The sequence below is a fragment of the Agarivorans gilvus genome (assembly GCF_001420915.1).
In the GTDB taxonomy this organism is placed as follows: domain Bacteria; phylum Pseudomonadota; class Gammaproteobacteria; order Enterobacterales; family Celerinatantimonadaceae; genus Agarivorans; species Agarivorans gilvus.
The window spans coordinates 2887335-2899439 of the sequence record NZ_CP013021.1 but is presented as its reverse complement, the minus strand read 5'-3'; the positions used below and the strand labels follow the sequence as shown (position 1 = coordinate 2899439).

Below are 12105 nucleotides of genomic sequence, written 5' to 3'. Positions count from 1 at the left end.
GGAAGCATAACAGCAAGCAACAACAGTATTTCACATTCTTTACCTGACGCGAGCGTACTCACTGTAAGCATAGTCAAACAGCGTCATTAACGACTCTAAATTTAGTAATTACTTACAGAATCCCCTCAGGGATTCCGTTCTTTTTTGCTAAAGAGCTCCTTGTTTCTGCTTGAGAAACACGTTCTGCGCCACGCAACATGGCATCAATTAACTCACCAGCATCAAATTTAGTTAAGGCTTCATCGGCTCCCACTTGATGAGCACGATCCACGCTAATCTCACTAGATAAAGAGGTATGCAAAATAATGTAAGCATCAGCCACACCAGGGTCACTACGTACTTCAAAGGTCAGTTCATAGCCATCCAGCCCAGGCATTTCTATGTCGCTCACTAAAACATCGATCGGCTCACCGGCCGCAGCCGCTTGTTGCATCATTTTAAACGCCGTGGCCCCATCACTGGCAATTTGATAATCAATTTCTATGCTATCTAAAGCACCCGCTAACTGCTTTCTTGCGGTAGCAGAATCGTCCACCAGCATAATTTTCAACTGACTCAAGATGGCTTGGTCTGGCAGACTCACAGAAACGCGCACCTTGTTTTCATCGTCTGGGAACACCGTGGCGATCAGCTTTTCGATATCCAATAACTGCACCAATTTATCATCTACTCTGGTCACTCCGGTGACATAAGCATTTTTACCTAAGGAGCTAGGCGGTGGATCGATGTCGCGCCAACGGCATTCGGTGATGCGCTCAATACCTCGCACCAGAAAGCCCAAAGTTTGCCGACTCACGTCGGTAATAATGATGGAGCAAGACTCGCGCTCTTCTTTACTGATAGGGCGGTAACCCACAGCAGCGGCCATGTCGATAACCGATACCGTTTGACCTCGTAGCGACGCAGAGCCTAATACGTAGGGATGGGAATGTGGTAAGGCAGTAAGCCGCGTATAAGGCACAATTTCGCGTACTTTTAAGGTTCCAATCGCGAATAGCTGGCTATGCGATAACCTAAAATGCAATAAACCTTGGGTTTGACTAGTAGCGCTACTCATCATGCATCCTTATGTCAAAATAACGATCAGTTAAACACAGCTTCGCCCAATGTTGGCTCTAGCTCAACATCCTTTTGGCGAAACTGTTCACAAATATCTTTAATCATGGTGCTGCTACAGGCCACATGGGGCTGAGTGGCCAGCGCCACAACAATATCAATTGCTGGTAACGGCGGCATAGTTGTAGCGCACAATTCTTGTAATTCACCTTTACTTGAACGCGCCATCGCCGCCACCGCTAAACCTTGTTTTACCATACCATAGAGTCCACTATGATTGGCACTGGTGGCTAGCAAACGATAAGGCCGTTCAGCCTTATCTAAACCGGCAATGGCACTGCTATGAAACTTGCAGTCGGCTTCATACAAGGCCAGCGGGATCGGCTGCTGCAAAGAAAGGTCGCGCTGCGGATGACTTACCCATACGCCTTGATCATGACGCAGCAAATAACCTTCATCACTGTCGGGACTGCGGGTTAAAATCGCTATATCCAACTCTCCGCAATCCAAACTTTGGCGTAACAAATAACTGGGCGCGGCGCGTAAACGTAAACTTAAATTAGGCACTGCCTGCTGTAATAATTCGGCAAACAAAGGCAATACCGAAATACTGTAATCGTCTGGACACCCCAAGCGCAACTCAACTGTAGCGTGGCTATTTTTCATTTCTATTAAGGCTTGATCATGCAGACTCACAATGCGCCGCGCATAACTGGCTAAAGCTTGACCTGCTGGAGTTAACTGCAGGCTTCGCCCTTCTTTAATAAATAAAGGGCTGGCCGCTTGTTGCTGCAGTTTTTTCATTTGCGCACTGATCGCTGATTGAGTGCGAAAAGTTTGACTAGCGGCACGGGTAAAACTGCCACTTTCAACAAAGGCCAGCAAACTGCGTAAGGCGTCAATATCCATAGTTACCCATCATCAAGATTAATACTTAGTATTAAAATTTATCGTTATTCAAGTTGCCAGTAAATTGCCACACTAGCCAAACAAATACATCGGCAGGAGCCACTATGATTTTGCATGACTACCTTCCCTCAGGCAATGGCTATAAGATCCGCCTGTTATTAAACCTGCTTGGTATCGACTACCAAGTGAAATGCTATGACATTGTCGCTGGGGAAACCCGAACTCCCCGCTTTTTAGCGCTTAATCCCAACGGTAAGATCCCGGTATTAGAGTTCGATGATGGCCGTACTTTGGCTGAGTCTAATGCGGTTTTATATTATCTGGCTCAGGGCACGCGCTTTTGGCCAAGCGATACTTGGTTGCAGGCGGAGGTATTGAAATGGATGAATTTCGAGCAATATAGTCACGAGCCTAATATTGCATCGCCGCGTTTTTGGTTGAGCCATGCTGGCATGAATGAACTGCGCCAAGCTCAACTCGCCGACAAACAACAGCAAGGCTATGCGGCATTAGAATTAATGGAACAACACTTAAAGCAGCATCAATATTTGGTTGCAGAGCAGCTAAGCATTGCCGACATTGCGCTTTACGCTTATACCCATGTAGCCGATGAGGGAGGCTTTGAGTTAAGCCGCTTTCCAGCGATTCAAGACTGGTGCCAACGCATTGCCAAGCAGCCCAACTACATCGCCATTGATGACGATACTAAAGTCTGCGCTTAGGCGCTTAGCGCCAAGCTCACTAAACCTCTAGTGAACTTGGCCAATCTGCTTATAGTTTTACTAACAATTTCCCTTGGTTTTCACCGCTAAACAGCAAGTTAATGCCATCGATAGCCGCAGCTAAACCGTCGAGTACGTGCACTCGATATTGCAGTTTGCCAGCTTGTAGGTAAGCGGCGACTTGTTGCATTAGTTGCGGAGCCTTATCGAAATGGTCAGGCATGGTGAAACCTTGAATCGACAAACGCTTCTTAATGATTTGCATCCAGTTTGGTCCAGCCGAAGGCTGCTCGCTGTTGTAATCAGCAATCATGCCGCACACCACAACGCGGCCAAAGGTGTTCATATTATCGAAGGCAACTTGCTGGATCGGCCCGCCGGTATTCTCAAAATAAATATCGATGCCGTTTGGTGTCAGCTCGGCGACTTGTTCGGCTAGCTGCTCAGATTTGTAGTTTACCGCGCCATCAAAACCCAGTTGCTCCACCAACCAACGGCACTTTTCATCACTACCAGCTACGCCAATTACTCGCAGCCCCTCAGCCTTGGCCATTTGCCCCACTAAAGAGCCAACAGAACCAGCCGCGCCACTCACTAATAATGTTTCGCCGGCCTTAGGCTTAGCAATGCCAAATAAGCCTTGCGCCGCTGTCATTCCCGGCAAGGCTAATACGGCTAGCACCGCTTCTGCAGGTAAACCTTCAGGCACTAAATTTACCCCGGCACCATTACTAATAGCCTGCTCCGTCCAGCCAAACATGCCCATCACTCGAGCACCTTGCGGAAAATCTGGGTGGCGCGACTCCACGACTTCACCAATGCCGCTAGCGCGCATCACCGCTCCTAGCTCTACAGGTGGAATGTAGCTGTTAGTATCGGCACTCATCCAACCACGCATTGCTGGGTCTAAAGACATGTGAGTTTGTTTCACTCGAAATTGCCCTTCTTGTAGCTCAGTTGGTGAGTGCTCTCTTAACTCGAAACAACTGGCTTCGATCACATTAACAGGACGTTTTACAAGATGAACGGCTTGATAGCTAGACATGATGTTTCCTCTAAATAGGGGGTGTAATTGTTATCAAAAACATTATAAATAAAACCACAACTGGCAATAAATGACCAAATTGGCTAAACTTTTTTGTCTTTATGACAAAAATAGCCTCATGGATAAACTACGCGCACTTCACTATTTTGCCCACTTGGCAGAATCGGCCAGTTTTACCAAAACCGCTGCTGCTTTTGACGTTCCGGCCTCATCGGTATCACGGCGGATTGCCGACTTAGAAGCGCTGTTGCAACAGCAATTACTTGAGCGTAGCACTCGGCAGGTAAAATTGACCGAACTCGGTGCCCTGTATTACCAACAAATTTTACCCGCGCTTAGCAGTTTGGATGATGCAGAAGCGCTACTTAAACAGCAACAAGCTCACCCTAGCGGGCTACTGTCAATTAGCGCCATGCCCAGTTATGGCGAACGTTGCCTAACGCCAATTTTAAACGAGTTTTCTCAGCGCTACCCCGATATAGTGTTGGATCTGCATTTTAGTGACCAACTGACCAACTTACGCCGCGACCCCATCGATATCGCCATTCGCGGAGGCCAAGCTCCCGACGAGCGCATCGTGGCGAAAAAGCTCACCAGCAACCATTTTGTTTTGTGCGCCTCTCCAGCTTACCTCGCCAAATACGGTACACCTAACTCGGTGCTAGATCTTAATCAGCACCTCAGCTTACGTTATCGTGGCCCAGACAAAGTACTGCCTTGGCTGGTCAAGCGACCACAGGGTTGGCAAGAGTTACACCCCAAAATTCGTCTCATTAGCAACCATGGTAGCCATCTGTTAAATGCGGCCAAAAACGGTGAGGGCATTGCGCTATTACCCGAGTGGGGGGTTCAGCAAATGCTTGATGAAGGCAGCCTAGTGCGGCTCGACCTCGACCAAGAAGTTCGTGTAGCCCCGGTGGAAACTAACGGGATTTATCTTTTATACCAAAGGCTTAAATATCAAATCCCTAAAGTTAGGGTGGCGGTAGACTTTATCACCGAGCATCTGGCGCAAGTTCCGAGATAAATTTATCGCAAACTTTAAAGAGACAAACGTTTCAACTTAAAAACCAAGCCAACTAAGTATAATATGTTGGCACCGCCGTTAAGTTGTTTAATATTCGCACTTTTCTCTGCAGCATAGTTTGTTAGGATAATGTTAATAGGGATTTTGACGTCCAGCGCAAATTGCGCTGCTAGCTCTTAGCAAAAGGATCTGTATATGAGCGAGTCGGTCGATGACCATCAATATGTTCGTTTTGTCGATGTAAAAAAAAGCTACGATCAACGCAGCTTAGTGGTAAAAAACTTCAACCTCGATATTAAGAAAGGGGAGTTTGTTACTCTATTGGGGCCTTCGGGTTCGGGAAAGACCACCTGTTTGATGATGCTGGCTGGTTTCGAAGACGTCACCAGTGGGCAAATTTTGGTGAATGGCCAAACCATTACCAACGTCGCTCCCTACAATCGAAACATCGGCATGGTGTTTCAGCACTACGCCTTATTCCCCCATATGACCGTCGCCGAAAACCTCGCCTACCCACTGATAGTGCGCAAACTCCCCAGCGAAGTCATAAAACGCAAAGTAGCCGAGTCACTGGCCTTGGTCGAATTAGAGAGTTTTGGCAAGCGCTATCCCGGCCACCTTTCCGGTGGTCAGAAACAACGGGTAGCACTAGCTCGCTCACTGATTTTTGAACCCTCCATTGTACTGATGGACGAACCCCTAGGCGCCTTGGATAAAAACCTGCGAGAGCAGATGCAATTCGAGATTAAACGTTTGCATGAATCCATCGGCTTTACTGCCATTTATGTCACCCATGACCAAACCGAAGCGCTCACCATGTCTGATCGCATCGCGGTGTTTAACGATGGCGTTGTGCAGCAATGTGCTGCCCCTGACGTACTCTATGAACGCCCAGCCAATGCTTTTGTGGCTGATTTTATTGGCGAAAATAATCATCTCGCGGGCAAAGTACTAGCGCGCGAGGCAGACCAAGCCAAGGTTGAATTAAGTGATGGTAGCATCGTGATTGGCCAAGCGATGGACTGTCCTGAAGCCGGACAACACTGTGTGTTGGCGGTTCGTCCTGAGAACTTATTCATTGAAAGCGACAAACATCATTTCGAAAACAGTATTGAAGCCGAATTTATCACTCGCCTCTACGTAGGTGATTTTATTCGTTACTTCTTCAAGTTACGCGACAAAACCGAACTGATGGTAAAAGTGCTGAATGATCACGACGCGCCCAATATCGAAACTGGCGCAACCAGTAAGCTAACTTGGTCATTTAAAGATGGCTTAGTGTTTACTCCCCCCAACGATCTTAATGGTAAAGGATGGAACCTATGAAACGACTACTCCCAGTTATTGCCTTAGCGTCACTGTGCAATGTCGCCAGTGCCGACCAGCTCACCGCTGTGTCTTTTGGCGGCGCTTATGGAGCAGCCCAGCAAAAACACATGCTGGACCCTTTTATGGAAAAAACCGGTCACAAAATCTTATTTGAAAACTACTCGGGTGGTATTGCCGAAATTAAGGCGCAAGTGGAAAGTGGCAACATCCTCTGGGATGTGATTGATGTAGAGGTAATTGACTTAGAGCGTGCCTGTTCAGAAGGCCTGTTAGAAGTGATTCCTCAAGATACGCTACCACCGGGTGACGATGGCACACCTGCCGCAGAAGACTTTAGTGAAGCCGCGCTCGCCAATGAGTGTGGTGTGGGTAACATCGTTTGGACAGTACTGTTTGCCTACAATAACGACACCATTCAAGGCGGCCAGCCTAGCAGCATTGCCGACCTATTCGATACCAAAACTTACCCCGGTAAACGCGCCTTGCGTAAACGCCCTCAGGTTAACCTGGAGTGGGCATTGATTGCCGATGGTGTGCCTAAGTCCGAAGTCTACGATGTACTAGAAACCGAAGAAGGCCAAGCTCGCGCCTTTGCTAAATTGGCCTCAATTAAAGATGACATCGTTTGGTTTGATAGCTGGTCGCAAGCGCCACAACTACTCAACGATGGCGGTGCGGTAATGGTGCAATCAGCCAATGGCCGTATTTTTGATGCCATTCAAAGTGAAGGTAAACCCTTTGAAATGGTGTGGGATGCTCACCTCTACGATTTAGACGTTTGGGCGATTGTGAAAGGTACCAAGAAAAAAGAACTGGCAATGGAGTTTATTCGCTTTGCTACGGGTTCAAAACCCTTAAGTGGCATGCCTGAAGTGGCTTACGGCCCAACCCGTAACTCTTCTTACGCCTATGTGGATGAAGCAGTGATTCCTAAGTTGCCTTCTTCTCACTTAGATGAAGGGGTTAAAGCCTCTGGTGAGTTTTGGGCCGACTATGGCGAGTCTTTAGGCGAGAAGTTTAACGAATGGCTACTTAAGTAAGCCAGCCGCGAGCTAGAGGTGAAGATGGATAACAACAGTCTTAGCGTAGAAGAGATCATTCACAGCCGGCGCTTATTAAAACGCAAAAAGCGCCTATTGCTGCTGTTTACTATGCCGCTGTTGATATTTGTCTTCATCACCTTTATTTCGCCAATTGCCACCATGCTCTACCGTAGTGTCTACCACCCTACGGTGAGCCAATTAATCCCGCAAACCCTAGTGGAGCTAAAACGCTGGGATGAAACTGCCGAACAACTGCCCGATGGCGAGACTCTTAAGCAATTTACCATCGAGCTACGGCAATTAGCCGAACAACGTTTGTCAGGCAAGCTGGCCGAAGAAATCAATCGCTTAAAACCGGGTAGCTCCAGTTTAATTAAATCCAGCGCGCGTAAACTCAAGCGTAAAAGTGAAGCGGAGCTGCAACAACAGGGCGACCAACTGCTGCTGGGCTATTCAAAAAAATGGCAGGACATTACGGTTTGGCGAGCCATTAAGCGTGCAGGCCCCGCTTTTACTGACAGCTATTATCTCACCACCTTCGATTTACAGCGCAATAGCGATGGCGAGATAGAACAGCGTGATACTCAAATCTATTTGAAGCTGTATTGGAAAAGCCTAAAAATTGCCTTAATCATTACCCTGTTAACGGCGCTACTGGCTTACCCCTTAGCCTACTACTTGGCCAACGCATCCAGCAAAATTGCCAACCGCCTAATGGTGCTGGTGCTGCTGCCCTTCTGGACCTCACTACTAGTGAGAACCACCTCTTGGATCGCCATTTTGCAAACCAATGGAGTGGTGAATTCGACGCTGATGAAGATCGGCATTATCGATCAGCCCCTAGAGCTGCTTTACACCCAATTTGCCACCATCATTGCCATGACCCACATTTTATTGCCGTTCATGATTTTGCCGCTTTACAGTGTGATGAAAAATATCGACCCCAGTTACTATAGAGCTGCGCTGTCTTTAGGTTCAAAACCGCTGCCGGCCTTTATCAAAATCTACCTGCCAATGACCATTCCTGGGGTGAGTGCAGGGGCCCTGTTGGTATTTATTATCTCCATTGGTTACTACATTACCCCCGCCATTGTAGGCGGTACCGAAGGGCAAATGATCTCCAACATCATTGCCTTCCACATGCAGTCGTCAAACAACTGGGAGCTGGCCGCCGCGCTCGGCTCATTGCTGCTGGCGCTCATTATTGGCTTGTACTGGCTCTACGATCGCTATGTTGGCGTAAACAACATTAAGTTGGGTTAATCATGAAAAACTACCCTAAATACTATAGTTTCTGGCACATTCTCGCTCACTACGGCCTGCGCTTTAGCTCGCTGCTAGTATTGGCGTTTTTAATGCTGCCTATATTGGTAATTATTCCACTGTCGTTCAACGTTGAGCCCTTCTTCACCTTCACCGACGGCATGCTAGCCTTAGATCCAGAAGCCTACTCCTTGAAATGGTATGCCGAGATTTGGCATGACGATAAATGGCTATTAGCCATTAAAAACAGTTTCTTGATTGGCATTTGTGCCACCTTAATCGCTACCGTGCTTGGCACCTTGGCAGCAATAGGTTTAAGCAACCCAGCCATGCCCTGGCAGAAACTGTGGATGGCCATTTTATTATCGCCGATGATTGTGCCGTTGATCATCACCGCCGCGGGCATGTACTTTTTTTACAGTCAGCTTAATTTAGCGGGCTCCTATTTAGGGGTGATTTTGGCCCACGCCGCGCTCGGTACGCCCTTCGTGCTGATCACCGTGAATGCCGCCCTGTCGGGTTTCGACTATTCATTAGTCAACGCCTCGCTAGGGCTAGGTGCTCGACCCACCTTTACCTTTTTTAAAGTGATCATGCCCTTGATTAGACCTGGCGTGATCTCTGGTGCCCTGTTTGCCTTTATCACCTCCTTCGACGAGGTGGTGGTGGTATTGTTTTTAGCTGGCCCCGAGCAACGAACCATTCCTCGACAAATGTTCTCTGGATTAAGAGAGCAGATTAACCCTACCATTTTAGCCGTCGCCACCTTATTGATCCTAATCTCCGCGTTACTGCTGTTTACCATCGAATACCTACGCGCTCGAGCCGAGCGCATACAAAGTGGCGAGCTCGACGACTAAGCGAGCCTGCTCGCTTAGCCTCAAGCCCACTGTTAAATTGATCTAAAACAAGTCAAACCTTGATGCTACTGGCCTCTTATTATCTGTAATTAAGTGAAGTATTAAGATGAATTTGCTGATTCAGTTGCTTGATAGCCAAAAGCTATCACTAAGATAGATTTAATCGCTTTTACTTATCAGATTGAAATATGGATACTAGTTCTATCGAAACAACGAACACTTTTAATTAGACACAACATCTTACGGAGATACATTATGTTAGAGAATCGCGAAGGCCAAGCCGTACCCAGTGTTACCTTTCATACTCGCCAAGGCGACGCATGGGTAGATGTGACCACTGAACAACTGTTTAAAAACAAAACCGTTGTAGTATTCGCCCTACCAGGTGCCTTTACGCCAACCTGCTCATCGACTCACTTACCACGCTACAACGAGCTAGCGGGTGTACTTAAAGAGAATGGCGTAGACGACATTGTGTGTATCAGCGTCAACGACACCTTTGTAATGAACGCATGGCTTGCTGACCAAGAAGCTGAAAACATCACAGTTATCCCCGATGGTAACGGTGAATTCAGCGAAGGCATGGGTATGTTGGTAGATAAAGACGAGCTAGGCTTTGGCAAACGCAGCTGGCGCTACTCTATGCTAGTAAAAGATGGCGTTATCGAAAAAATGTTCATCGAGCCAAACGTACCAGGCGACCCATTTGAAGTATCAGATGCCGACACCATGCTGAACTACATTAATGCTGATGCCAAGAAACCATCTGCTATTAGCATTATTACTAAGCCCGGTTGCCCATTCTGTGCCAAAGCTAAGCAATTGCTTATCGACAAAGGCCTAGCTTATGAAGAAATCATTTTAGGTACTGACGCCACCAGCGTAAGCCTAAAAGCGATTAGCGGCCGTAGCACCGTGCCTCAAGTATTTATTGAAGGTAAACACATCGGTGGTAGCGACGAGCTAGAAACTTACTTCGCTTAAATCTAAGGCTCAAGTGTTCAGGCGAGCCAAGGCTCGCCTGACCTTAACAATCATTGCTGTTTCAAAGGTATTATCATGTCCAATTTCCAAGTAACACAATCTGTAGATGTAGCCATTATCGGCGGTGGAACCGCAGGTTTAGCGGCTTACCGCGCAGCCAAAGAACACACCGATTCAGTATTGATGATTGAAGGGGGCCCTTACGGCACTACTTGTGCGCGAGTTGGCTGCATGCCCAGCAAGCTGCTGATTGCCGCAGCAGAAAATGCTCATCAATATGAAAAATCCGCTCAATTTGGGGTGAACTTAGGAAAACCTCAAATCGATGGTCACGCAGTGATGCAACGAGTTAAAGCGGAACGCGACCGTTTTGTTGGCTTTGTATTAGAGTCTGTAGAAGGCATAGAAGCAAAACATAAGCTCGAAGGTTATGCCGAATTCATCGATCCGCAACATTTAAAAGTAAAACATGCCGATGCTAGCGAATCGGTAATTGCCGCCAAACGTATCGTTATTGCTAGCGGTTCTCGCCCAGCCTACCCTGGCGCTTGGAATGAGCTTGGCGAGCGCTTAGTGGTTAACGACGATATTTTTGAATGGGACAATTTACCAGAATCGGTTGCGGTTTTTGGCCCTGGTGTGATTGGCCTAGAGCTAGGCCAAGCCTTGCACCGCTTAGGCGTTAAAGTACTGATGTTCGGTATTGGTGGTATTGTGGGTCCCTTAAGCGATCCCAGCTTAAACGATTATGCCAACACGGTCTTTGCTGAAGAGTTCTACCTCGATTCCGATGCCAAGGTTGAAACCATCGAGCGCAGCGACAAAGGGGTAAAACTTCGCTACCAAGATAAACAAGGCAAGACAGTTGAGACCGAAGTGGAGTACTTGGTAGCGGCGACGGGGCGTCGACCCAATACCGACAAACTCGGCTTAGACAAGCTAGATATTGAGCTAGACGAGCGCGGTGTACCGGTGGCCGATCACTACACCTTGCAAACTTCGCTTAGTCATATTTTCATTGCTGGCGATGCCAGTAACCAAATCCCCTTGCTTCACGAAGCAGCGGATCAGGGTAAAATCGCTGGCGATAATGCGGGCCGTAAAAACGAGGTTCGAGCCGGATTACGTCGCACCCCAATTGCTGCGGTATTCAGCGAACCACAAATCGCCATGGTAGGTGAAAGCTACCGCGAAATAGAAAAGCGCTTAGGCAGTTGTGGCTGCTTTGAGGTAGGTGAAGTCAGCTTTGAAAATCAAGGCCGTAGTCGCGTGATGTTAGTTAATAAGGGCTTGGCTCACCTTTATGGCGAGCAAGGAACCGGCCGCTTCTTGGGGGCAGAAATCATCGGTCCTAACGCCGAACATCTTGCTCACTTGTTAGCTTGGGCGCATCAAGCCAAGATGACCGTATCGCAAATGCTGGATATGCCCTTCTACCACCCAGTGATTGAAGAAGGTATTCGCACCGCGTTGCGCGACCTTAATGCTAAGTTACACCTTGGCCCTGAAATGATTGATGCCTGCATGGAATGTGGTGTAGGTAGTTAATACCCACAAGCGAATAAAAACCCGCATAAATGCCGGGCTATTAAGTGAAACTGTGGCTGCTCTAGTAATAGAGCAATTATTTTCATATTTAAAGCCCATATAAATGAGTCAGATACAGAAGGTTTGGCGAGAGAAGGGTGTACAATGATTCCATATAAATCAGCATGTTACGTTTTAATCGCCAAGGTTTTCAGATATTGCCTTCTAAAGCGATATTGCCTCTGAAACATTTATGGTTAATACGTCGAAGGCAGCTTTGAGCTAGAAGCTGCCATTGGCTTGTTCGGGGTAACGCTACCTGTACGTAGAGAGCGGAGCG

General features: G+C 47.6%; 11 protein-coding genes. 8 read left to right on the top strand and 3 right to left on the bottom strand.

Annotation, left to right across the window (positions count from 1 at the left end; translation table 11 throughout):
• Positions 1-112: 112 nt before the first annotated feature.
• Together AR383_RS13600 and AR383_RS13595 are read right to left on the bottom strand one after the other, a co-directional pair.
• The gene (locus tag AR383_RS13600; protein WP_055733625.1) at positions 113-1057 is read right to left on the bottom strand and encodes a chemotaxis protein; all 945 of its coding nucleotides are present in this window, start codon (positions 1055-1057) and stop codon (positions 113-115) included.
• Between the two features lie 26 nt (positions 1058-1083).
• A complete protein-coding gene (locus AR383_RS13595; RefSeq protein WP_055733624.1) occupies positions 1084-1965 on the bottom strand; it encodes a LysR family transcriptional regulator in 882 nt (293 codons plus the stop codon).
• Positions 1966-2069: 104 nt separating this feature from the next.
• Here AR383_RS13595 and AR383_RS13590 point away from each other — a divergent pair, with 104 nt between their 5' ends.
• The gene (locus AR383_RS13590; protein ID WP_055733623.1) at positions 2070-2687 is read left to right on the top strand and encodes a glutathione S-transferase family protein; all 618 of its coding nucleotides are present in this window, start codon (positions 2070-2072) and stop codon (positions 2685-2687) included.
• Between the two features lie 49 nt (positions 2688-2736).
• Here the strand turns inward: AR383_RS13590 and AR383_RS13585 are convergent, their stop codons facing one another.
• The gene (locus AR383_RS13585; protein WP_055733622.1) at positions 2737-3732 is read right to left on the bottom strand and encodes an NADP-dependent oxidoreductase; all 996 of its coding nucleotides are present in this window, start codon (positions 3730-3732) and stop codon (positions 2737-2739) included.
• Between the two features lie 118 nt (positions 3733-3850).
• On the opposite strand from AR383_RS13585, the gene AR383_RS13580 reads away from it, so the two are divergent.
• The 7 genes from AR383_RS13580 to AR383_RS13550 all read left to right on the top strand — a co-directional run bounded on the left by AR383_RS13580 (position 3851) and on the right by AR383_RS13550 (position 11786).
• Complete coding sequence (locus AR383_RS13580) at positions 3851-4759, top strand: LysR family transcriptional regulator (protein ID WP_055735050.1); 909 nt, start codon at positions 3851-3853, stop codon at positions 4757-4759.
• 195 nt (positions 4760-4954) lie between these two features.
• A complete protein-coding gene (locus AR383_RS13575; RefSeq protein WP_055733621.1) occupies positions 4955-6085 on the top strand; it encodes an ABC transporter ATP-binding protein in 1131 nt (376 codons plus the stop codon).
• Positions 6082-7128, top strand: coding sequence for an ABC transporter substrate-binding protein (locus tag AR383_RS13570; RefSeq protein WP_055733620.1), 1047 nt, complete (start codon positions 6082-6084; stop codon positions 7126-7128). The genes AR383_RS13575 and AR383_RS13570 overlap by 4 nt, the downstream gene beginning before the upstream one ends.
• Before the next feature lie 24 nt (positions 7129-7152).
• Entirely contained in the window at positions 7153-8394 is a 1242-nt protein-coding gene (locus AR383_RS13565; RefSeq protein WP_055733619.1) for an ABC transporter permease, read from the top strand.
• A 2-nt stretch (positions 8395-8396) separates the two neighbouring features.
• On the top strand, positions 8397-9254 hold the full coding sequence (locus tag AR383_RS13560) for an ABC transporter permease (protein WP_055733618.1): 858 nt from the start codon (positions 8397-8399) through the stop codon (positions 9252-9254).
• 255 nt (positions 9255-9509) lie between these two features.
• Positions 9510-10238: a glutathione peroxidase gene (locus AR383_RS13555; protein WP_055733617.1), complete on the top strand. Its 729-nt coding sequence runs from the start codon at positions 9510-9512 to the stop codon at positions 10236-10238.
• Between the two features lie 75 nt (positions 10239-10313).
• Complete coding sequence (locus AR383_RS13550; protein ID WP_055733616.1) at positions 10314-11786, top strand: dihydrolipoyl dehydrogenase; 1473 nt, start codon at positions 10314-10316, stop codon at positions 11784-11786.
• Positions 11787-12105: the final 319 nt, after the last annotated feature.

Excerpts from the sequence above, each read along its gene's own strand:
- AR383_RS13600 (WP_055733625.1), bottom strand. The coding sequence starts at position 1,057 with ATGAGTAGCGCTACTAGTCAAACCCAAGGTTTATTGCATTTTAGGTTA.
- AR383_RS13595 (WP_055733624.1), bottom strand. The coding sequence starts at position 1,965 with ATGGATATTGACGCCTTACGCAGTTTGCTGGCCTTTGTTGAAAGTGGC.
- AR383_RS13590 (WP_055733623.1), top strand. The coding sequence starts at position 2,070 with ATGATTTTGCATGACTACCTTCCCTCAGGCAATGGCTATAAGATCCGC.
- AR383_RS13585 (WP_055733622.1), bottom strand. The coding sequence starts at position 3,732 with ATGTCTAGCTATCAAGCCGTTCATCTTGTAAAACGTCCTGTTAATGTG.
- AR383_RS13580 (WP_055735050.1), top strand. The coding sequence starts at position 3,851 with ATGGATAAACTACGCGCACTTCACTATTTTGCCCACTTGGCAGAATCG.
- AR383_RS13575 (WP_055733621.1), top strand. The coding sequence starts at position 4,955 with ATGAGCGAGTCGGTCGATGACCATCAATATGTTCGTTTTGTCGATGTA.
- AR383_RS13570 (WP_055733620.1), top strand. The coding sequence starts at position 6,082 with ATGAAACGACTACTCCCAGTTATTGCCTTAGCGTCACTGTGCAATGTC.
- AR383_RS13565 (WP_055733619.1), top strand. The coding sequence starts at position 7,153 with ATGGATAACAACAGTCTTAGCGTAGAAGAGATCATTCACAGCCGGCGC.
- AR383_RS13560 (WP_055733618.1), top strand. The coding sequence starts at position 8,397 with ATGAAAAACTACCCTAAATACTATAGTTTCTGGCACATTCTCGCTCAC.
- AR383_RS13555 (WP_055733617.1), top strand. The coding sequence starts at position 9,510 with ATGTTAGAGAATCGCGAAGGCCAAGCCGTACCCAGTGTTACCTTTCAT.
- AR383_RS13550 (WP_055733616.1), top strand. The coding sequence starts at position 10,314 with ATGTCCAATTTCCAAGTAACACAATCTGTAGATGTAGCCATTATCGGC.